The organism is Saccharibacillus deserti (genome assembly GCF_013618475.1).
Classification (GTDB): Bacteria; Bacillota; Bacilli; order Paenibacillales; family Paenibacillaceae; genus Saccharibacillus; species Saccharibacillus deserti.
On sequence record NZ_JABJVN010000003.1, the window covers coordinates 33613 to 56165 of the forward strand.

At 56.6% G+C, this 22553-nt stretch carries 17 protein-coding genes, 1 tRNA gene and 2 riboswitches; of the genes, 14 read left to right on the forward strand and 4 right to left on the reverse strand.

All coding sequences use genetic code 11. The features are described 5' to 3' along the window. Positions 1-56 precede the first annotated feature (56 nt). Together HOP44_RS10500 and HOP44_RS10505 are read left to right on the forward strand one after the other, a co-directional pair. On the forward strand, positions 57-1148 hold the full coding sequence (locus HOP44_RS10500) for a branched-chain amino acid aminotransferase (RefSeq protein ID WP_172253110.1): 1092 nt from the start codon (positions 57-59) through the stop codon (positions 1146-1148). A gap of 73 nt (positions 1149-1221) precedes the next feature. Beyond that, entirely contained in the window at positions 1222-1686 is a 465-nt protein-coding gene (locus tag HOP44_RS10505; protein WP_172198133.1) for an Rrf2 family transcriptional regulator, read from the forward strand. A gap of 104 nt (positions 1687-1790) precedes the next feature. Here the strand turns inward: HOP44_RS10505 and HOP44_RS10510 are convergent, their stop codons facing one another. The 3 genes from HOP44_RS10510 to HOP44_RS10520 form a co-directional block, all read right to left on the reverse strand. Beyond that, positions 1791-2573: an AIM24 family protein gene (locus HOP44_RS10510; protein ID WP_172253112.1), complete on the reverse strand. Its 783-nt coding sequence runs from the start codon at positions 2571-2573 to the stop codon at positions 1791-1793. A gap of 190 nt (positions 2574-2763) precedes the next feature. Further along, the gene (gene clpP, locus HOP44_RS10515; protein ID WP_141447935.1) at positions 2764-3366 is read right to left on the reverse strand and encodes an ATP-dependent Clp endopeptidase proteolytic subunit ClpP; all 603 of its coding nucleotides are present in this window, start codon (positions 3364-3366) and stop codon (positions 2764-2766) included. A 277-nt stretch (positions 3367-3643) separates the two neighbouring features. Next, positions 3644-3718: transfer RNA gene (locus HOP44_RS10520), tRNA-Arg, on the reverse strand. Between the two features lie 301 nt (positions 3719-4019). Here HOP44_RS10520 and HOP44_RS10525 point away from each other — a divergent pair. The 6 genes from HOP44_RS10525 (at position 4020) to eno (ending at position 11614) form a co-directional block, all read left to right on the forward strand. Beyond that, positions 4020-5057, forward strand: coding sequence for a sugar-binding transcriptional regulator (locus HOP44_RS10525; RefSeq protein WP_172253114.1), 1038 nt, complete (start codon positions 4020-4022; stop codon positions 5055-5057). 105 nt (positions 5058-5162) lie between these two features. Beyond that, positions 5163-6173: a type I glyceraldehyde-3-phosphate dehydrogenase gene (gap, locus tag HOP44_RS10530; protein ID WP_172253116.1), complete on the forward strand. Its 1011-nt coding sequence runs from the start codon at positions 5163-5165 to the stop codon at positions 6171-6173. 208 nt (positions 6174-6381) lie between these two features. Continuing rightward, complete coding sequence (locus HOP44_RS10535) at positions 6382-7566, forward strand: phosphoglycerate kinase (RefSeq protein ID WP_172253118.1); 1185 nt, start codon at positions 6382-6384, stop codon at positions 7564-7566. Positions 7567-7885: 319 nt separating this feature from the next. After that, the gene (gene tpiA, locus HOP44_RS10540) at positions 7886-8638 is read left to right on the forward strand and encodes a triose-phosphate isomerase (RefSeq protein ID WP_172253120.1); all 753 of its coding nucleotides are present in this window, start codon (positions 7886-7888) and stop codon (positions 8636-8638) included. Further along, complete coding sequence (gene gpmI, locus HOP44_RS10545; protein WP_172253122.1) at positions 8638-10188, forward strand: 2,3-bisphosphoglycerate-independent phosphoglycerate mutase; 1551 nt, start codon at positions 8638-8640, stop codon at positions 10186-10188. Before tpiA ends, gpmI begins: the two co-directional genes overlap by 1 nt. A gap of 127 nt (positions 10189-10315) precedes the next feature. Then, entirely contained in the window at positions 10316-11614 is a 1299-nt protein-coding gene (gene eno / locus HOP44_RS10550; protein ID WP_172253124.1) for a phosphopyruvate hydratase, read from the forward strand. A gap of 350 nt (positions 11615-11964) precedes the next feature. Here eno and HOP44_RS10555 read toward each other — a convergent pair whose 3' ends face one another. Further along, positions 11965-13176 carry an MFS transporter gene (locus HOP44_RS10555; RefSeq protein ID WP_172253126.1) on the reverse strand — a complete coding sequence of 404 codons (1212 nt, stop codon included), beginning with the start codon at positions 13174-13176 and terminating at the stop codon, positions 11965-11967. Between the two features lie 87 nt (positions 13177-13263). Next, positions 13264-13361, reverse strand: a riboswitch (purine riboswitch). Positions 13362-13520: 159 nt separating this feature from the next. Here HOP44_RS10555 and HOP44_RS10560 point away from each other — a divergent pair. The 6 genes from HOP44_RS10560 to rnr all read left to right on the forward strand — a co-directional run bounded on the left by HOP44_RS10560 (position 13521) and on the right by rnr (position 22037). Further along, entirely contained in the window at positions 13521-14510 is a 990-nt protein-coding gene (locus HOP44_RS10560) for an acetate and sugar kinases/Hsc70/actin family protein (protein WP_172253128.1), read from the forward strand. A gap of 416 nt (positions 14511-14926) precedes the next feature. Beyond that, complete coding sequence (locus tag HOP44_RS10565; RefSeq protein WP_172253130.1) at positions 14927-15703, forward strand: aminoglycoside adenylyltransferase domain-containing protein; 777 nt, start codon at positions 14927-14929, stop codon at positions 15701-15703. Positions 15704-15744: 41 nt separating this feature from the next. Continuing rightward, positions 15745-16278 carry a GNAT family N-acetyltransferase gene (locus tag HOP44_RS10570; protein ID WP_343059845.1) on the forward strand — a complete coding sequence of 178 codons (534 nt, stop codon included), beginning with the start codon at positions 15745-15747 and terminating at the stop codon, positions 16276-16278. A gap of 136 nt (positions 16279-16414) precedes the next feature. Beyond that, complete coding sequence (murI, locus tag HOP44_RS10575; protein ID WP_172253132.1) at positions 16415-17185, forward strand: glutamate racemase; 771 nt, start codon at positions 16415-16417, stop codon at positions 17183-17185. 577 nt (positions 17186-17762) lie between these two features. After that, a riboswitch (cyclic di-AMP (ydaO/yuaA leader) is annotated at positions 17763-17937 on the forward strand. Between the two features lie 428 nt (positions 17938-18365). Then, positions 18366-18599 carry a preprotein translocase subunit SecG gene (gene secG / locus HOP44_RS10580; protein ID WP_172198106.1) on the forward strand — a complete coding sequence of 78 codons (234 nt, stop codon included), beginning with the start codon at positions 18366-18368 and terminating at the stop codon, positions 18597-18599. Between the two features lie 249 nt (positions 18600-18848). Continuing rightward, positions 18849-22037 (forward strand): ribonuclease R, encoded by a 3189-nt coding sequence (rnr, locus tag HOP44_RS10585; protein ID WP_172253564.1) that lies wholly within the window; start codon positions 18849-18851, stop codon positions 22035-22037. Positions 22038-22553: the final 516 nt, after the last annotated feature.

Below are 22553 nucleotides of genomic sequence, written 5' to 3' on the forward strand. Positions count from 1 at the left end.
TTATTAATATAGGTAAGACGATGATAGGATTCAATATAAAAAGAGGAGCGTGCATCATGCAGGGTGAACTGAAGATCGAAAAGGCAGTGCAGCACAAACCGAAACCGGATACCGCCAACCTGTCGTTTGGCGTTTATATGACGGACCATATGTTTACGATGGATTACAAAAAGGGCGAAGGCTGGCACGATGCCAAGATCGTTCCTTACGGACCGATCCCGATGGACCCGGCCGCCAAAGTTTTTCATTACGGCCAGACCATCTTTGAAGGCATGAAAGCATACGTCGGGGAAGACGGCAATATCCGTCTGTTCCGTCCGGAGAAGAACTTCGAGCGCTTCAACCGCTCCTGCCGCCGGATGAGCATTCCCGAGATCGACGAAACGTTCGTTCTGGAATCGCTCAAAGAGCTGATCAAGCTCGATCGCAGCTGGGTGCCTTCCGAACCGGGAACGTCGCTCTACATCCGCCCGTTCGCGATTGCAACGGAGAACCATCTGGGCGCGAATCCGTCGCTCCAGTACAAGATGATGATCATTCTGTCGCCGGTCGGCGCGTACTATGCGGAAGGTCTGAATCCGGTTCGAATTCACGTGGAGACGCGCGATGTGCGGGCGGTTGCAGGCGGTGTCGGCGAAGCCAAGACGGCCGGCAACTATGCGGCGAGCATGCAGGCGCAGGAGAACGCATACGGAGCCGGCTACTCGCAGGTGCTCTGGCTGGACGGCGTACACCGTCAATACGTCGAAGAAGTAGGCAGCATGAACGTCTTCTTCCGGATCGGCGACCGGATCGTGACGCCTTCGCTCAGCGGAAGCATCCTGAACGGGATCACCCGCGACTCGGCGATTCATATGCTTCGGGATTTCGGTTATGACGTCGAAGAGCGTCCGATTACGATCGACGAACTCTGCGGCTGCGCCGAAGACGGTACGCTGCTGGAAGCTTTCGGTACCGGCACCGCGGCCGTTGTTTCGCCAATCGGCGAAATTGGTTGGAACGGCAAGACGTTCAAGATCGGCAGCGGAGAGACGGGCGAATGGACACGCCGTCTGTACGACGAGCTGACTGCGCTTCAGCGCGGAGATCTGGAAGACCGCTTCGGATGGACACAGATTATCTGCAGCGCCGAAACGACCAAAGGTTGACTTTGTCGGCCAATGTAACTAGAATGGTTTCACGAAAACATCCAAATGAAGCGTCGGAAGGGAGGAATGCGAAGTGAATATCAGCACGAAATTTCCGGTAGCCGTGCATATCCTGATCCTGCTGAGCGTTTCGGCTCCCGGCACGGCGACTTCGGAATTTATGGCGTCAAGCGTCAATACGAATCCGGTGGTGATCCGGCGAATCACCGGCATGCTCGGCCGCGCCGGATTGGTCGAAGCCAGAGCCGGGATCGCCGGCGCGCGCCTCAAGAAGCCGCTGTCTTCCATTACGCTGCTGGAAGTCTACAAAGCGGTCGGAGCGGTCGGGGAAGGCGGATTGTTCGCGCTGCACGACAGCCCGAACCCGAACTGCGAAGTCGGCCGCAATATCCAGGCCGCGATGAATCCGATCTTCTTGTCGGCGCAGCAGGCCATGGAGCGTGTGCTCGAAGAGAAGACCGCTGCCGACGTTGCGGGCGATATCTCGCAGCTCGAAGGTCTGGAGCTGCCCGATTTCTCCGCTTTGCTGGGCCGTTGAGCAGACGATAAGCAAAGCCCCGGACTTTCCGCGTATACGGAAAGTCCGGGGCTTTTTTTGATACGCCGTGAGGGTTGGATAACAAAGGCCGCGGCGTGTTGGGGTTAGAAAGGCCGGGCGCGCATCGGCAGTGTCGGCGCGAGCCACACTTCGCCGTGCCCACGGAACGTCTGGAGCATGCCTTCGCCGGACGAAGCCGAGCCGATCAGCGATTTGGTCGAACGCTCGACGGAGAATTCGACCGTGCTGCTGCGCAGCACCGCGAAGGTTCCGTCGACTTTGAGCGTCTCGCCCTTGAGCTCATAGCGGACAAGCTCATATTCCGGAACGGGCAGTTCCAGTACGACGTAGCTGCTGTCCGACGCCGTGATCTTCGTCTGGAACAGTCCTTCGCCTCCGAACAGGGCCGTCGAGGCATTGCCCTGCTTGGCGACGCCGACTTTGACCGTATTTTCCGCGCAGTAGAACAGGCCGTCGTCCACGATGATCTCTTCGCCCGGCGCAAGCTCGATCAGCGTAAAGTCTTTGCGTTTGGGCTCCAGATAAATCTCGCCCGTGCCGCGATAGACCGGTTTGCTGGCCGATTCGCCGGTCACGGCGCTGCCTACAAATTTCTTGGCGAAGCCGCCTACGCCGCCCGAACGGTTCTCCATTTCGATATTGCCGAACATGAACTGCAGGGCGCCCGCTTCGAGAATGGCGGAAGAATTGTCGAGCAGGATACGCACCTGCTGCCAGCCGAATCGTTCCGAATCGTGATGGTTCACGGACTTGGCCAGGTCGGCGTTATAATTTTCCGGCAGTCCGCCGGCCTGGATGACTTCGATGATCATGTTTTCTCTGCGAAGCGAACTGAAGACGCGAAAATCGTTATGGCGAAACTGCATGGGCGTTGTCCTCCTCGGGTGTACGTGCGAATGATTATGTATCTGCACCTATTACGCAGACGACGCGGTACGGTTGCGTAATGACCGCAAATGACGGTAAATGCCTCTCAATGAGCGCAAGTAACGAAAGCGAACGCAAAAAAGCCGTCCGGCTTGCACCGGACGGCTTTTTGATTCTTGAGGCAAAGGTTTACTTCACGCCGGCTTCGGCAATCGGTTTCTCGATCACTTTATCGATAATGCCGTATTCCGCCGCGGCTGCGGCTTCCATGAAATAATCGCGATCCGTATCTTTTTCGATACGTTCCAGCGGTTGGCCGGTACGCTCGGAGAGGATGCGGTTCAGCTTGTCGCGCAGTGCCAGGATGCGGCGGGCACGGATTTCGATATCCGAAGCCTGACCCTGGGCGCCGCCGAGCGGTTGGTGAATCATGATCTCGCTGTTCGGCAGGGCAAAACGTTTGCCCTTGGCGCCGGCGTTCAGCAGGAACGCGCCCATCGAAGCGGCCATGCCGACGCAGATCGTGGATACGTCCGCCTTGATGAACTGCATCGTATCGAAAATCGCCATGCCGGCCGTGATCGAACCGCCCGGGCTGTTAATGTAAAGGTAGATGTCCTTCTCCGGATCTTCCGCTTCGAGGAACAGGAGCTGTGCGATGATCGCGTTGGCCACGACATCGTTGACTTCGGTACCGAGGAAGATGATGCGGTCTTTCAGCAGACGGGAGTAAATATCGTAAGCTCTCTCGCCGCGGTTGCTTTGTTCAACGACCATAGGAATGTAACCCACAGTGAAAAACCTCCTTGTGAACGGATGAAGTCCGCTCTTAGAATTGGATTGGATGCCCAGGCTGGATGAGCTGTCGAACCTTATGCAAACGAAGGCCCGATAAACGTCTAGCTGGTATTACCCATATGATAAACAATCCCAAACACAAAGTCAAAGAAAGTCAAACTTTATGCAAAAAAAATAGCCGATATCGGCGTCAGGAAGGAAAAATACAGTTAAATAATAACGGGCTTCCAATTATGGAACCGTTCGGAAAGCTGAGATGCTGTAAAAATAATGGCGCGCCCGCCAAGAATCGAACTTGGATCTCAGGCTTCGGAGGCCTACGTCATATCCATTGGACCACGGGCGCACGCTTATAAACAGCAGCAATGATTATTATACTAGGCGCCAAGCGAAATTGCAAGCCCTGCGAAAATTGTGAAAAAGAGGACAAAAACACCCCTACATCATGCGCTTGCCGGTCGGTTTTTTGCCTATATATAGTAGCGCGGGAACGCAAGCGAAAGAATCCAAAATAGAGGCATGGCAGAGCTTGCATCGCGACGTCAAATTGGTTAAACTAGGTGTGGGACAGAAAAAGTGTTCCCGGGACAATAGATGTCCACTGATTTAAATTATACGGGCAGACGAAGTTTGCAGAGGTGGAACGCATGCAGAACATTCTCGAAATTCAGCAGCAGCTGCTTCCCGATCTCATGGAAACTCTCAAGAAACGGTATACCATCCTACATCAGATTATGCTGACGGGCACGACGGGACGCCGAACACTGGCTCATTCCCTTCAGATGACCGAACGCGTGCTGAGAGCCGAGACCGATCTGCTGAAAGCGCAGGGCTTGATTGAAACGGACACGGCAGGCATGCGGATCAGCGATGCCGGACAACTCCTTCTTGAGCGTCTGGAACCGGTATTGAAGGAATTAGTGGGATTGTCCAATTTGGAAGAGAAGATTCGCCGTTTCTACGGACTGCAGAAAGTTGTGGTTGTTCCGGGAAACTGCGAGGAATCGCCCCTCTCCAAGCGCGAGCTCGGCAAAGCCGGAGCCAAAGCGCTGCTCGGCGTCATGCGGGGTGGAGATGTGGTGGCCGTAACGGGAGGCACGACTCTGGCCGAGATGGCGGAGCAGCTGACCTATCCGGTGAACGGCCCCCTCAAAGGGAGCTGGTTCGTTCCGGCTCGCGGAGGACTGGGCGAAAGCCTCGAAATCCAAGCCAATACCATCGCTTCCAACATGGCCAAGCGTGTAGGCGCCGATTACCGGCTGCTGCATGTGCCCGATCTTTTGAGCCGGGAAGCGTACGAATCGCTCGTACACGACCCGAACATCCAGGAAATCGTCCGCGAGATCCGGACCGCGCGCATCATTGTGCACGGCATCGGCAACGCGGTGGATATGGCGAGAAGACGGAAGCTGGATGAACAGACAACCGGCGGGCTTCAGGACAAAGGAGCGGTGGCCGAATCGTTCGGCTATTACTTCGACGAGAGCGGCAGCGTCGTACATAACATGCTGACTCTCGGGCTCCGACTCGACGATATCAAGGCGGCGGACGTCGTGCTTGGCATTGCGGGCGGCAGATCGAAAGCGAAGGCGATTCATGCGGTACTGCGGTTCGGTCAGGAAGACATTCTGGTGATCGACGAAGCGGCCGCGCTGGAAATCGTGCATGTATTGGAGAGCAATTGACCTGTGTTACTCATGGCGGCGCTTTTTTATCCATTGATGAAGAAACTCGCCTTGAATAAATGAAAACATTTCTTCAAAAACCATTTTCTTAGGAGGAACTGTTCAATGACTGTAAAAGTAGGAATTAACGGATTTGGTCGTATCGGACGTTTGGCTTTCCGCCGCATTCAAGACGTGCAAGGTATCGAGGTTGTCGCAATCAACGACTTGACCGATGCGAAAATGCTCGCACACCTGCTGAAATATGATACAACGCAAGGCAAGTTCAACGGCGAAGTCGAAGTACACGACGGCTTCTTCAAAGTGAACGGCAAAGAAGTTAAGGTTCTGGCGAACCGCAACCCTGAAGAACTTCCTTGGGGAGAGCTCGGCGTTGACATCGTTCTGGAATGCACAGGCTTCTTCACGACCAAAGAAGGCGCTGAGAAGCACATTACGGCTGGCGCTAAAAAAGTCGTGATCTCCGCTCCGGCAACTGGCGACATGAAGACAATCGTTTACAATGTTAACCACGAGATCCTCGACGGTACGGAAACGGTTATCTCCGGCGCATCTTGCACAACGAACTGCCTGGCTCCTATGGCAAAAACGCTGCAAGACCAGTTCGGCGTCGTTCAAGGTCTCATGACTACGATCCACGCTTACACAGGCGACCAGAACACTCTGGATGCTCCGCACCCTAAAGGCGACTTCCGTCGTGCCCGTGCAGCAGCAGAAAACATCATTCCTAACACGACTGGCGCTGCAAAAGCAATCGGTCTGGTTATTCCTGAGCTGCAAGGCAAACTTGACGGCGCAGCACAACGCGTGCCGGTTGCTACAGGTTCCCTGACTGAGCTGGTAACGGTTCTGGAGAAAAACGTAACGGTTGACGAAGTCAATGCGGCAATGAAGGCTGCTTCCGACGCGGAAACTTACGGCTACACTGAAGACGAAATCGTATCGTCCGACATCAAGGGTATGACTTTCGGTTCCCTGTTCGACGCTACGCAAACCCGCGTAATGACAGTTGGCGACAAGCAGCTCGTTAAAACAGTGGCTTGGTACGACAACGAAATGTCCTACACGGCTCAACTCGTTCGCACGCTTGAATTCTTCGCGAAAAAAGCTCAGTAATTCCGGACATTTTCGCACGAAGAACGGCAAGTAAATAGCAATCTTTGGGTACGTTGACCGCGTTCATGGGAACCCGGTCAATGTGCGACATGCGGAAAAAGCGGAAACAGAAGTTCTTTGTTTCCGCTTTTTCTAAGTTGCCGCGCTGCGAGAGTCGTATTCCTTGGAATCCTGAATTCTAAATTTGAGGGCATGGGGGATTTAATTTATGAATAAGAAAAGTGTACGTGACGTAGAAGTAAACGGCAAAGTCGTGTTTGTGCGCGTCGATTTTAACGTTCCGCTCGAAGACGGAAAAATTACGGATGATACGCGTATCCGTGCAACGATTCCGACGATCGAATATTTGACCGAAAAAGGCGCGAAAGTGCTGCTGGCGAGCCACATGGGACGTCCAAAAGGCGAAGTTGTCGAGTCGATGAGACTGACTTCCGCCGCGGAACGCCTGTCCGAACTGCTGGGCAAACCGGTTGCCAAAGCGGACGAGTCGATCGGAGAGACGGTCAAGGCTAAAATCGCCGAGCTCAAAGACGGAGACGTGTTGGTACTTGAAAACGTGCGTTTCCACAAAGGTGAAGAGAAGAACGATCCGGAACTCGCCAAAGAGTTCGCTTCGCTCGCCGATCTGTTCGTAAACGACGCATTCGGCGCCGCTCACCGCGCGCATGCTTCGACCGAAGGCATCGCGCACCACCTGCCGGCCGTTTCCGGCCTGTTGATGGAAAAAGAACTCGACGTTCTCGGCAAAGCGCTGCTGAATCCGGAACGCCCGTTCACGGCGATCGTCGGCGGCTCCAAAGTCAAAGACAAGATCGACGTGATCGACAACCTGCTGAACATTGCCGACAACGTGCTGATCGGCGGCGGCCTGGCGTACACCTTCTTCAAAGCCCAAGGCTACGAAATCGGTCAATCGCTGCTGGACGACAGCAAATTCGACGTCGCTCTGGGCTTCATCGAGAAGGCGAAGAAACTCGGCAAGAACTTCATGCTGCCGGTCGACATCGTAATCTCCGACGATTTCAGCGCTTCGGCGAACACGAAGATCATCAACGTCGAAGACGGCATTCCTTCCGATTGGGAAGGCATCGATATCGGTCCGAAAACGCGTGAACTGTACGCGGACGTCATCGCGAAGTCCAAACTGGTCGTTTGGAACGGACCTATGGGCGTGTTCGAAATCGAGCCTTTCTCCCACGGTACCCGTGCCGTAGGCGAAGCTTGCGCAGCAACCGAAGGCTACACCATCATCGGCGGCGGCGACTCCGCTGCGGCAACCGAGAAATTTGGCCTGGCCGAGAAGATGGACCATATCTCCACAGGCGGCGGCGCTTCCCTGGAGTTCATGGAAGGCAAAGCCCTCCCGGGCGTTGTGGCTCTGAACGATAAGTAAGATTCCCGTTTCCCAACCAAGAGCCCAGCGGGATCGCAGCAACCGATCCCGCCGCCCTTTCCTGTGGAGCGAGTTTTAAAGCGATTTTGAAAAATGATTCAAGTTCGGCATGCGCGTCGGAGCAGCGGAGAGTGATAGAGAGCTGAAGAAACGAAGGGGTCGCCTTTGAAATTCGATTTCCACCTCTTTTATGCTTCAACAAGAGAAATCGAATTTCAACACGCGATCGTAGGCCTCTATCACTCGCAGCGTCTCCTAACCGCAAACGCCTGCTGGAAAGTCTTTTTCAAAGAAGTTACTAAAAGGAGTGGATTATTTCGTGAGAACGCCAATCATTGCCGGCAACTGGAAAATGTTCAAAACCGTATCCGAAACGCTGGCCTTTGCCGAAGCGGTAAAAGGCAGTGCTGTCGTAGAAGGCGTGGAAACCGTCATCTGCGCACCGTTCACCAACCTTCCTGCCCTGACCGAAGCGGTTAAAGGTACCGGAATCAAAGTGGGCGCACAGAACCTTCACTTCGAAGACAACGGCGCATTCACGGGCGAAATCAGCGGCGTTATGCTGAAAGAACTCGGTGTGGACTATGTCATCATCGGTCACTCGGAGCGCCGCCAGTACTTCGGCGAAACCGACGAGATCGTGAATAAAAAAGTCGCAGCGGCTTTCCGCAACGACCTGACTCCGATCGTATGCGTAGGCGAAAAGCTTGAAGAGCGCGAAGCCGACCAAACGAAAGAAGTCTGCAAAGTTCAAACGGTAGGCGCGTTCCAAGGCCTGTCCAAAGAACAAGCGGCAGAAGTCGTCGTGGCCTATGAGCCAATCTGGGCGATCGGAACAGGCAAATCGTCGACATCCGCGGATGCCAACGAAGTGACGGCTTACATCCGTACCGTGCTGGCCGATCTGTACGACCAAGCGACAGCCGATGTCATCCGTATCCAATACGGCGGCAGCGTGAAGCCTGAGAATGTAACGGAATACCTGGGCCAAAGCGATATCGACGGAGCACTCGTCGGCGGCGCAAGCCTGCAGCCCGACTCCTTCACGGCCCTGGTTGAGGGGGCGAAGTAATGACAGCTCCAAAACCTGTAGCTCTGATCATTATGGACGGTTTCGGACTGCGCGAAGGCGTAGAAGGCAATGCGGTCGCACAGGCCAAAAAGCCGAACTACGAGCGTTTCCGGAACAAGTATCCGCATACGACCCTGACGGCATGCGGCGAAGCCGTAGGTCTGCCGGAAGGTCAGATGGGCAACTCCGAAGTGGGCCATCTGAACATCGGCGCGGGCCGTATCGTGTATCAGGATCTGACCCGGATTTCCAAATCGATCCGCGAAGGCGATTTCTTCGAAAACGCGACGCTGGTCGGTGCCGTTCAATCCGCCAAAGATAACGGCAAAGCGCTGCACGTGCTGGGTCTGCTGTCGGACGGCGGCGTGCACAGCCATATCGAACACCTGTATGCTACGCTCGAACTGTGCAAAAAACTGGACTTCCACAACGTATACATCCATGCTTTCATGGACGGACGCGACGTGGCTCCGGACAGCGGCAAAAAGTACATGGAACAGCTCGTTAACAAGATCGCCGAAATCGGCGTAGGCGAAATCGCGACCGTACAAGGCCGCTACTACGCGATGGACCGCGACAAGAGATGGGAACGCGTCGAACTGGCTTACCGCGCTCTGGTTTACGGAACGGGCGAAACAGCCGACAGCGCGCTGTCGGCCGTAGAAACCTCGTATGCCAAAAACGTGATGGACGAATTCGTTCTGCCTACGGTCATTACGAAAAACGGACAGCCGACCGCGAAGATTCAAACGGGAGACTCGATCATCTTCATCAACTTCCGGCCCGACCGCGCGATCCAGCTCTCCGAAGCGCTGACGGCTCCGGGCTTCGCCGGTTTCGACCGTGGAGACGCGCAGCCGGAAACGCTGAGCTTCGTCTCGTTCACGACGTACAGCGTGAACGTACAGGGCAGCGTAGCCTATTCGCCGAAGAACCTGAACAACACACTGGGCGAAGTTCTCGTACAGAACGGCAAATCGCAGCTGCGTATTGCCGAGACCGAGAAATACCCGCACGTGACGTTCTTCTTCAGCGGCGGACGCGACGTGGAACTGGAAGGCGAAACGCGCATCCTGATCAACTCGCCGAAGGTTGCCACTTACGACCTTCAGCCGGAGATGAGCGCGCGCGAAGTGGCCGATGCCTGCATCGCCGAGATCGAAGCGGAGAGACAGGATTGCATTATCCTGAACTTCGCCAACCCGGATATGGTCGGACACTCCGGCATGATGGAACCGACGATCAAAGCGGTCGAAACGACCGATGAGTGCGTAGGCCGCGTCGTGGACGCAATCCTCGCCAAAGGCGGAGTTGCGCTGATCACGGCCGACCACGGCAACGCCGAGACCGAAATCGACGAGTTCGGACGCCCGCAGACGGCGCATACGACCAACCCGGTTCCGTTCATCGTCACCAGCGAAGAAGTGACTCTGCGCGAAGGCGGCATCCTGGCCGATATCGCGCCGACGATCCTCGACTTGATGCAGGTCGCCCAACCGGCCGACATGACCGGACAATCCGTGATTTCCGCACGCAAAACTTCTCATTAAGTTTGAAATGTGGCATAGTTAACGGTGAAGCGGCATCTTGAAGTGTTAACATGGAGTGTCAGCTGCCGTTCTTGCGAACGGCGGCCGCTCCTAACCCAATACACGAATTCAAAGGAGATTAATTAAAATGACGATTATTTCTGACGTTTATGCACGCGAAGTCCTTGACTCCCGCGGTAACCCTACAGTTGAAGTTGAAGTATACCTGGAATCCGGCGCAATCGGCCGCGCAATCGTTCCTTCCGGAGCTTCGACAGGCGTTCACGAAGCCGTAGAGCTTCGCGACGGCGACAAAAGCCGTTACCTGGGCAAAGGCGTAGAAAACGCGGTTAAAAACGTAAACGAAACAATCGCTCCTGAAGTCATCGGCATGGATGCTCTTGACCAACTGGGCATCGACAAAGCGATGATCGCTTTGGACGGAACGCCAAACAAAGGCAAACTGGGCGCTAACGCGATCCTGGCCGTTTCGATGGCTGTTGCCCGCGCTGCGGCTGACGCTCTCGACCTGCCGCTGTACGTTTACCTGGGCGGATTCAACGCGAAACAGCTTCCGGTTCCTATGATGAACATCGTTAACGGCGGCGAACATGCCGACAACAACGTTGACGTACAAGAATTCATGGTTCTGCCAGTAGGCGCGCCTACGTTCAAAGAAGCTCTGCGCATGGGTGCGGAAATCTTCCACAACCTCAAATCCGTACTGAGCAGCAAAGGCCTGGCTACGGCAGTAGGCGACGAAGGCGGATTTGCTCCGAACTTCACGTCGAACGAAGAAGCTCTCTCCACAATCATCGAAGCGATCGAAAAAGCCGGTTACACACCGGGTAAAGACGTCTTCCTGGGTATGGACGTCGCTTCCACCGAGTTCTACAAAGACGGCAAATACGTACTCGCGGGCGAAGGCAAATCCTACACTTCCGCAGAGTTCGTTGACCTTATGGCTTCTTGGGTTGAAAAGTACCCGATCATCACGATCGAAGATGCTTGCTCCGAAGACGACTGGGAAGGTTGGAAACTGCTCACCGAGAAACTGGGCGACAAAGTCCAACTGGTCGGCGACGATCTGTTCGTAACGAACACCGAGCGTCTGGGCCGCGGTATCGAAGAAGGCATCGGTAACTCGATCCTGATCAAAGTTAACCAAATCGGTACGCTGACCGAGACTTTCGACGCGATCGAAATGGCAAAACGCGCAGGCTACACCGCTGTGATCTCGCACCGTTCGGGCGAATCCGAAGACAGCACAATCGCCGACATCGCGGTTGCGACAAACGCCGGTCAGATCAAAACGGGTGCTCCTTCCCGTACAGACCGCGTTGCCAAGTACAACCAACTGCTTCGCATCGAAGATCAGTTGGGCGAACTGGCTCAATACAACGGCCTGAAATCGTTCTACAACCTGGATCAAAAGAAATTCCAATAGGATTCCGTCAGGAGTCCGAGCGGATTTCAGCTAAGATCTAACCGATCGCTTTTCGTCAATGCTCCGGGACGCCGGAGCCGTGCGGGAAGCACAAAAAAGAGACGCCGGACGCGGCGTCTCTTTTTTTGTGTTTGGATTTGCAGGCCGGGCCTGTGTGCATGATGCAGGATAAGGCGGTGAATATCGCCTTTTGATGCCTGTTTGATGCCTGTTCGTTCTTTTATTCGACTCCTCTTGTATAAGCTGCTGTACAAATAAGAACCTTCTTTAAGCAGTCTCACTGCATAAAGAAGGTTCTTGTTTTAGTTTTTATTTCAATACTGAAAGCCCGATTTCGGGTAAACGTTCAATCAATCTCCGCCGAAAGTCGGTTCCAGTTTCGATCCGACTTCACGGCCGTCTTTTTCCGGTCGGCGGGTCGAAGGCTTGCGGTAAAGCGTATAGATCGCTACGGCGAAGGCCAATACAACAATCCCTCCGCCGATCCAGGCGTTAAACGTAACGGCCGGCGTATTGTCGATCACGACGCCGCCGATCGCGGATCCTGCGGCAATGCCGACCTGCAGAGCGGAGAAGTTGAAGCTCTGTTGGATTTCGGATGTTTCCGGAGCGGCGTCGATCAGATAGCTCTGCTGCGCCGGCGAAAGTGCCCAGCTCAGCGCGCCCCACACGAAGACGAGGATCGCGAAGAGCGGTACGAACGAAGCCGAGAACGGCAGCAGGAACATGGTGAGCGCAAACGCGCCGACGACGATCATAATGCTTCTTTTGGCGCCCAGGCTGTCGGACATCAAACCGCCGATCATGCCGCCTGCGACAGCCGCAAGGCCGAAGAAGAAGTACACGATGCTGATCCACGAAGCGCCGAGATGCATGACGTTCTCCAGGAACGGCGTAAAGTAGGCGTACAGCGTGTAGTGGCCGGCCAGCATAAGCGCCGTCACCAGATGGGCACCGACAACGCGGAAGTTCTTAAGCGAAGCCAGCTGCGTTCTCAGCGGGATAGCCTGCTGCGGGGCGACCGGCTCCATAAACTTGTACACGACGAACATGGCCAACAGCGCGAAGATCGCGATGAACAGGAACAGGATGCGCCAGCCGAACTTGTCGGCGGCTAGAACGCCGAGCGGAACACCCAGTACGATCGACGAGCTGATGCCCATCGAGATAATGCCGATGACGCGTGCGCGGTAATTTTCCGGCACGACTTTGACGGCCAGGGTGAGCGACAGGGTCGTAATCAGCGAGCCGCTTGCCGCCGTTACGAAACGGGAGATCAGCAGAACGCCGAAGTTTGGACTCCAGAACGCGAGCAGGCTGCCGAGAATGAAGACGACCAAAGAGTAGAGGTACAGCTTGCGGCGTTCGAAACGGGCCGTGAACGCGAGCAGGGTCGGACCGGATATGGCGTAGACGAGTGCGTAAGCCGTAATAAGCTGGCCTGCGGTACTGACGGATACGCCGAGATCGCCGGCGATCAGCGGCAGCACGCCGCCAATGATAAGTTCGACGAGGCCTACGGTAAACGCGGCGATTGTCAGAACGAGAACTTTCAGATTCATGTAAACTCGGGTCTCCTTTTTCCTGAAAAGTGCGGCGCGAAAGGAGTGCGGAAAGCTGCGAGAACGCAAAAACTCCCGACTGCAAAGGCGCCTTGGGCGCGACTTTGTAGTCGGGAGATAGGTTCCCGGTAGATACCCTCAAACCATCTTATTGAGGTTATACAATGTCAACTCGTCTTACTCTAAAGGATCAAACGCGAAAGATCAAGAGGCAAATCGCAGATTTCTCAAAAAGTTGGCGTGCGGCGGCGGGGCGTTTATGATAAAGGAAGAAACGGCACGGTCTGTCGGTTCCGGGAAGCCGGATCGCCGACTGCCATAGAGCAAACGGGAGGACGACCGACATGACGGCATACGCAGGCATCGACGCGGGTGGAACGCTGATCAAGATCGCTTACTCGCCGAATTTTTCGGAAAGCGAAGAACGGCTGGGGAACAGCGAAGAGCAGACTTTGCAAAAAGACGAAGAAATCCGGCCGGATCAGGATGCTTGGCTCCCGGGTGTGGACCGAACCCGGCAGAGGCGGAATTCAGAAGCTTTTTCCGCGGGGCGGCTGCCCGAACTGCTGAAGTTCCCGACCTCGCGGCTCGAAGACGCCGCCGACTGGATCAAGCGGCATCTTCCGCCCGATACGCGCCTCGGGTTCACCGGCGGGCAGGCGGAGCGGCTTCGCGCTCTGCTGCCGGATCTCACGGACTTTGTGTCCGTGCCGGAATTCGAAGCGACGGCCGAAGGCGCCGTACGGATTTTGCGCAGCGGGAGCGATCGCCGCAGCGAGGAAAATGTATCGGCGGAGCGATTTGTGCTCGTCAACGTCGGAACCGGGACGTCGCTGCACCTGATCGACGGGGCCGAGCGGCCGAGGCTCGGCGGGATCGGTCTGGGCGGAGGCACGATCGTCGGTCTGACCGGTCTGCTGTGCGGGGTGCGCGATTACGCGGAAATCGCGCGGCTGGCGCCGCTGGGCGACCGGGAGGCGGTCGATCTGACGGTGGGGCAGATCTATGCCCCGGCGCCGCCGCCGATTGCCGGCGACCTGACGGCCGCGAATTTTGCGCGGCCCCTGCCGCCCGAAGGCGGCGCACGGCCGCAGGATTATGCGGCGGCGGTGGTCGGCATGGTGGCGGAGATCGTCACGACAGTCGGCGTTCAATACGCCAAGCTGCACGGGGCACGCCGGGTCGTGTACGTCGGCTCGACGTACGAGAACAACGGGCTGCTGCGCGAGCTGACCACGCGCTTTACGGAGATGCTTGGCTCCGAGGCCGTGATCCCCGGCATCGGGTTGTACAGCGGCGCAATCGGAGCCCTGCACGCGGTCGCTGAGCGGTGAGAGAGAAGTGCCCGGGCCCGGCCGGAGGCCTTAATCCGCCGGAACCGGCTGTCCGGACAGGCTTGGCCGTATGCGGCGGAAGTATTCAGCCGAGCAGAGCTGCCGAATCGGGCTTGAATCGAATGCTAACGGATCGTCATGATGTTAGCCGCCTTTTATACGAAGCTTGGGACTTTTAACGAATCCTCTGATCGCTATTCGCTTCTTAAGCGTGATAGCGATTCGTTAGCCGGCAAGCACAAGTGCGACCGTCGTATGAATCTAGTTTTGCAAAAGGAGAGGCTTGTATGAACCCCTCAGAACCAACGAACCCAACACATTCAACGAACCCGACGAATCCAACCCCTTCTCCGCTTCTTCCCGGAGATTCGCCGCAAGGCCGGTCGACCGAATCGGAGCTTCCGGAAACGGACGCTGTGCGCGAAGCGCGCCGAACGGCGGACCGGGCAGCTTCAAGGATAGGCGAAGCGCTGGGGGCCCAGGTGACCGGTATCTATCTGCACGGCTCGCTGGCGATCGGCGGATTTAATCCGGCGCGCAGCGATATCGATCTGCTTGTCGTCGTGCGCGAGCGGCCGGAGCGGGATCGGCTGCGCGAATTGACCCGCAGCATCCTTGACGTGCATAACGGCTTCCCCGAAGGCCGGGATCTCGAATTCAGCGTCGTGGAAGAAGCGGTGCTGCATCATTTCGTGCATCCCACTCCCTGCGTCTATCATTATTCCGGCGTGCACCGCCAGCGTTATGCCTCCGACCCGGATTATTTGTGTGCGGATTATGAAGACGCCGATCTGGCCGCGCAGATTACCGTCGCTTACGAGCGCGGCGTCGCGCTGTACGGGCAGCCTCTGCGCGACTTGTATCCTCCGGTACCGCGTGCGGATTACCTGGAGTCCGTTTGGAGCGACGTATCGAATGCCGAAGCGGAGATTGTCGACAATTCCGTCTACCTCACGCTCAATCTGTGCCGGGTGCTGATGTTTCTGGAAGAAGGAGCCGTCGCGTCGAAAAAGGAAGGCGGAGAATGGGCGGTGAAGTCGCTGCCGGAATGGAGCGATATCGTGCGTCCCGTGCTCGCCTCTTATCAAGGCGAAGCGGAGAGCCCGCCGACGGTACCCGAATCCCGACTGAAAGCTTTTGCGCATGCGATGATGCAAGCGATCGGGCAGCAGCGGTCAGGCGGCCAACCTTGATTGAATCCTCTGCCGAATAAGAAAAGAAAGAAGGAATAAGAGTGAACATCGATTTGGCCCCGCAGCTGACATGCGAACCGGCGGCTTACGAGCACAAAACGGCGCTTCGCCAGCTGTTGGAGCTGTACAAATACGATTTTACCGAATTTGATCCCGAAGATGTGAACGAAGCTGGCCTGTATGAGTTTCGCGATCTGGATGCCTATTGGAACGAAAGCGGACGGTATCCTTTTCTGCTTCGCGCGGATGGACGTTTAGCCGGATTTGCGCTGATCCGCCGTTTGGATACAGGACCGGGTGAAGAAGCCTATGAGCATGAAATGGTCGAATTTTTCGTGATGAAAAAGTATCGCCGATTCGGTTTGGGGCAGGCAGCGGCAGACCGACTGTTTCGCACGTTTCCCGGTACATGGAAGCTCGGTATCATGGAAGAGAACCAACCCGCGCTCCGTTTCTGGCGCAGAGCGATCGAAGCGTGCGGAGCCGCCTCGAACCGGATCGAGACGAGCGAACCGGATTGGGACGGGCCTGTCCTTCGGTTCGAGGTTGCGGAGCGGGAAGCCGAAGATCAATAAATCCGTGCCGGGCCTCCCGACAGTACGTAAACCGGCTTTTCGTGGCGTTTCCATGCCGGGCAGGCTATAATAAGAGGCTGAAGAGACCGAAATCCAGAGACTACACCAACGAAAAAGAAACGGCAGGGGAAGCAGGATGAGCATCGCTTTTTTTGACTCGGGAATCGGAGGGCTGACCGTGATGCACGAAGCGGTCCGCCGCCTTCCGGATGAGGACTTTATATTTTTCGCGGATACGCTGCATGTGCCTTACGGCCCCAAGACGAAAGAGCAGGTGACGGAATACGTCTGCGAATCGGCGGAGCGCATTCTGGGCGAGAGTATCAAAGCGCTGGTCATTGCCTGCAATACGGCGACCAGCGCGGCGGCGACCGAACTGCGGCGGACCTACGCGGTACCTGTGATCGGGATGGAACCGGCGGTCAAACCGGCGGTCGAGATGAACGGGGCCAGCGGGCAGCGCGTGCTGGTGCTGGCGACGGAGCTGACGCTCAGCCAGGCCAAATACAGGGAACTGGTGACCCGCGTGGACGATCAGGGGATCGTCGATTCGCTGCCCATGCCCGAGCTGGTCGGTTACTGCGAACGGTTGAATTTCGATCCGGCCGAGCTTGGAGATTACTTCAACCGTCAATTCGCTTCTTTCGATCTGAGCCGTTACGGGACGATCGTACTGGGCTGCACACACTATCCGTACTATGCCAAGCTGCTGGAGAGCCTTCTGCCGCCGCATATCCGGGTGATCGACGGCAGTGCCGGCACGGTGCGGAGAGTCGCGCGTATTCTCGACGAACGCGGCTTTGCAGGCGGCGGAAGCGGACGCGTACGGTTCATGAACTCCGCGGACGATCCGGCCTACAACCTTAAGCTTGAGCAGGCTTGGGCGGTACTGAACCACGAAATGTAGAGCCTCAGCAGGCTTTTTATACGCCGCTTTCGTCTGACGGCTTCAAGACCCGTTCGATTGCCGAACGGGTTTTTGTGCTGCCGTCGAAACGTGAATGAGCACGTATACAAAATGCGGGTTCACCATTCCATATCACGGTAATATTTTTTTGAAGACGGCAAAAAAATTCAAAAAGCCCCGCTTTTTTTCACACTTGAAGCCTAGGAGAACAAAAAGGCGAAAATTCATGAATTTTTCACTGCTTTTTTGGCGTAAACGGAAGCAAAGAAGAGATTATCCATGAAAACGAAAGATCCGAGTCACTGGAAGATTCAAGTGCACTTATTAACGCTCAAACCCTCCAAAACAGGTGAAGTTCATCCTTTACACGGAGTGTCAGAAGGGGTTAAGATACGGTTCATAAAAGCAGTGCGTATGTCTATTGGAAAAAGAAACGACGACTGCTTTCACGGGTTTTGAAAGATTGAGATCCGTGCCGATTATCCGGACTTCGACCGTTTCGTTTCCGAAGCTTCCGGCATGCCGCCTATTCTTTGGAAAGGATGATGAGATTCGTCACTTCACACGTATACCTATTAGGAGTCGACTGCTGAATTTTTGGATAAAAAACGGGGGAACCAAACGAGAGGCCGCGACCGGCTCTCACGGGGTGAAGCCTTGCGTCAAGCCGGAACTGCCGGATGCGCACAGGCGGGGCGACTCTTGCGTCCCAATCCGTCAGCTAACCTCGTAAGCAGAGCAGGAGAGGTGACCTTTTTCGCATCTTTCGAAAACCAGGCCATTCCCGCACGTCACCCGGAGTCAGATCAGCAGAGGAGGAAAAAGCATGTCGGATGCCATGATCATCATGGCTATTCTGGTCCTTACGGCGTTGTCCGCCGGATATATTCTATGGACCGACCGCAACGTTCAGGGCAAGCAGCAGCGCCAATAGGTGCAGCGTCGTCCGGTTCATTCATTCCCAACGTCAATGTAACCAAGCCGTGCCGCGGAAGATTCAGCCGCAGCGCGGCTTTTTAATGCGTCTGCCGTTCCTAAGCCCAATTTTGGTTGATTGTCAAATACCGAGAGCTATGGTAGAATGAAAGTGCTGTTTTCTGTGTTGGATTAGCAATAGAACAATCGGATTAACCTACTTATTATACAGGATATATGGCTTAGGCTTAGGAGGTGGAATGACATGGAAATCTTTCTGAAGGTAGTTCTCTTGATCTTTTCCGTTGGAGTAATCACGGTAGTCCTGCTGCAAAAAGGGAAAAGCGCAGGTCTGGCCGGCGCAATCTCCGGCGGTGCGGAGCATCTGTTCGGCAAATCCAAAGCCCGCGGGATGGATTTGGTATTGGAGCGTATCACGGTCGTTTTGGGTGCCGGATTCGTAATCATGGCGCTTCTGACTACAGCTCTGACCAACTAAGCCCAGCGATCGGAACGGCTCGTTCGTTCGGGAAGCCTTCGTTGATCCTTGGATTCAAGGGATACGGAGGCTTTTTTGCATATATGCGATGAATAGAACACCAAAGGGCAAGCGAGGATTAAGCAGGCTCCGACGCGGGTACTTTTAGCGTATAATGAAATTTGTAGAAGAAGCAAAAAATCGAGCATTCGCGATCTGCAGCCGGTCGGGCGGTCTGTAGGCAGCCGGAGCCATTTTGAGGTGATAACCATGATAACGGAAAACATGCTGCTGGGCTTTATGCGGGAAGACGCATACAAGCCGATGACGTACCAGGAGCTGGAACAGCACTTTGGCATCGACAACGAAGAACAGTTCCGCGAATTTATGAATATGTTGAACGCGCTTGAAGAAGAAGGCAAGATCGTGCTTACGCGTACCCAGCGTTACGGGGTGCCGGAACGGATGGATCTGCTGCGCGGCCGTCTGCAAACGCATGCGAAAGGTTTCGGCTTCCTGATCCCCGAGGACCGCGAGCACGCCGACGTATACATCAACGCAAACGATATGCTCAGCGCGATGAACGGGGATACCGTACTGATTCGTATCGCTTCGCGCCGTTCTTCGAACGGGCGGATGGAAGGCGAAGTGGTGCGCGTTGTTAAGCGTGCCGTGACGCAGATCGTCGGTACGTATCAGGACGAGCAGTCGTTCGGCTTCGTCCTTCCGGACGATAAGCGCATCACGCGCGATATCTTTATCCCGGCGGGACGCGCCGGAGGCGCACTGAACGGGCAGAAAGTCGTCGTCAGCATCACCGCTTATCCGGAAGGCCGGGCGGCGGCGCAGGGCGAAGTCATCGAAGTGCTGGGCTACAACAGCGATCCGGGCGTCGATATCCTGTCGATCATCCGCAAGCACCAACTGCCGGAGTCTTTCCCGGACGAAGTGCTGGAAGAAGCGGAAGCCGCGCCAGAGACGATTTCGGACGAAGAGATCAACAGCCAGGGCCGCCGCGATCTGCGGGGCAAACAGATTGTCACGATCGACGGCGAAGACGCCAAAGATCTGGACGACGCGGTCAACGTGGAACGTCTGGAGAACGGCAATTACGTGCTCGGCGTGCATATCGCGGACGTCGGCTATTATGTCAAAGAAAACTCCCAGCTCGATCAGGAAGCCTATAACCGGGGCAGCAGCGTGTATCTGGTGGACCGGGTGATTCCGATGCTGCCGCCGCGCCTGTCCAACGGGATCTGCAGCTTGAACCCTCGCGTGGACCGTTTGACTCTGTCGTGCGAGATGGAATTCGACGCGTCGATGAAGCTGGTTCGTTACGATATTTTCAAAAGTGTGATCAAAACGGTCGAGCGGATGACGTACAAAAACGTGCGCCGGATGCTGGAAGAAGAAGATCCGGAACTGCAGGAGCGCTACGGCTATCTGGCCGACACGTTCCGCACGATGCAGGAGCTGGCGCTCAAGCTGAACGGACGCCGGATGAAGCGCGGCGCGGTGGACTTCGATTTCGAAGAAGCCAAAGTGCTGCTCGACGACCAGGGCAAAGCGATCGATATCGTGACGCGCGAGCGTTCGATTGCCGAACGCATCATCGAAGAGTTCATGCTGGCGGCGAACGAGACGGTGGCCGAGCATTTCAGCAAAGCCAAAGTCCCGTTCCTGTACCGCATCCACGAAGACCCGGATCAGGAGCGTCTGGAATTGTTCGCGGCCTTCGCCGCCAATCTGGGCTATCAGGTCAAAGGCACGCGCGGAGGCACCATCCAGCCGAGCGAGCTGCAGTCGCTGCTGGAAGAAGTGCAGGATACGCCGGAGCAAAAAGCGATCAGCACGCTGCTGCTGCGTTCGATGAAGCAGGCGAAGTACGATTCGGCCAATCTGGGCCACTTCGGCCTGGCGGCCGAGTACTACACGCACTTCACGTCGCCGATCCGCCGCTATCCCGATTTGGTTATCCACCGGGTGATCGGGGAAGTGCTGGATCACGGCGGCAAACTGTCGCAGTCGCGCGAGGAATACCTCAACATCCGTATGCCGGATATCGCGCAGCAGTCGTCGATCCGCGAGCGCGTGGCGGTCGATGCGGAACGCGATACGGCCCAACTGAAGAAAGCCGAGTACATGCTGGACAAAGTCGGTGAGACGTTCGAAGGCGTTATCGGCAGCGTGACGAGCTTCGGCCTGTTCGTGGAACTAGAGAACACGATCGAAGGCCTGATCCATATCAGCAATCTGACCGACGACTACTATCATTATGACGAGTCCCGCCTGACGCTGGTCGGCGAGCGCACGTCACGCATCTTCCGGATCGGCGACTTGGTCGAGATCCGCGTATCGAAGGTGAGCATGGAAGAGCACACGATCGATTTCGAGCTGGTCGATATGAAAAAGAGCGCGTTCCGGGGCGGCCGCGGAGGACGCGGCGACGGTACGCCGAGCGGCGCGCCTAGAGGCGGACGCGGCGACAAAACCGGCAAAGAAAAGTTCGGCAAGGATAAAGGCAAAGGCAAGAAAAAAGGCAAAAAGCAGGGCGACGTGTTCCGGCCGAACGGTGCGGAAGGCGGAGTACCGGCAGCGGGCGGTGCGTCTGCTTCGGGCAATGCCCCGGCAGCCGGAAAAGGAGCGGCGGAAGCCGGCGCTCCGGACGGAGGCAAAAGCAAGCGCAAACGCAAGCGCAAAGGCAAAGGCGGCGGCGCAGTCGTACCCGAAGGAACGACCGTGATCACGCCTGCAGCGCAAGTAGAGGGCGCAGGCGGCGAAGCAGGGGATTCGGGCGGCGGCCGCAAGCGCAGACGCAAAGGCGGCGGCGTGCCGGGAGAAGCCGGCAGCGGCGAAAACGGCAGCGCGCGTCTAAGTGCTCCGCGCGGCGAATCCGCTGAAGGCGGCAGTCCGCGTCCAACCGCGACTGGCGGCGAAGCCGGCGCACAGCCGCGCCAGGGCAAAAGCGGCCAGGACGGCGGCTGGACGTTCGGCGGCGTGCCGACCGGAGACGGCGGCGCAGGCGCAGGTGCGGGGCAGGGCGCGCCAAGAGGCGAAGCCGGTTCCGAGCCGCGCAAGCCATCGCGCAAAGGCGGCATTCAAATCGAAGCCGGCCAAGGCGGCGGAGATGCTTACAACGGCTCGCCGAGCGGCGCGGGCGAGTGGAGCAACCGTCCGCCGGGTACGGGCGGACGCGGAGGCCGTTCGAGCCGTGCAGACGGCGGGAACGGCGCAGCGGGCAGTTCCGCGGGCGCAGCGAGCGGCGCAGGCGCGCCGGAAGGCGCGCGCGAACCGGGCAAAGGCAAATTTGCCTTCGGTTCCGGCACGGGCGGCTATGGCGGCGAGACGGCAACGTTCTCGCGCAACGGCAACGAACGGCCGAACAAAGGCGGCCGTTCCGGCGGCGGAGGCCGTCCGGGTTCGACAGGCGGCGGCCGGCCGCCGCGCAAAGACAAGTAAACCGGTTTAAGGCGATGGGCTGCATCGCGTGCGTTCTCTGTACGCGATAAGGCCAAGGAGTCGGCTCTGCGGCGAGGCCTGTGTTTTCGGTGTCGGCCGCAGGCGCCGCGTGCAGGATATGCACGCGATCAGGGCCAAGCCGGCGGCCTGGTCGGGCCAGAACTGCCCGATCGGTGCGCTTTGCAGGCCGAACAGGCGGCTTCGGCCGGAAGAATAAGGGCCCAGCCGCTAACGGATTGCATATCCGTTAGCGGCCTTTTTGGGCCTTGGGCAGCGATCTAACGGTTCGCATGTCCGTTAGCGGGCGAAGGGGCGGCTAATCCGGCCGGATTCAGCCGTTTGGCGCTTCTAACGGTTCGCTCGATCCGTTAAAAAAAGCGAAGCGCGGAATTTGCGCTTTAAGCGTCTTCTCGATCCGTTACCGTTTCTCGAATGCTCGCCGGCGGCTCCTTTTCTTGCCTTTTCCAAAGTCGGCTTGTTACAATTCAAGGTATAGGCGTTAAATAAAGAAGCAGA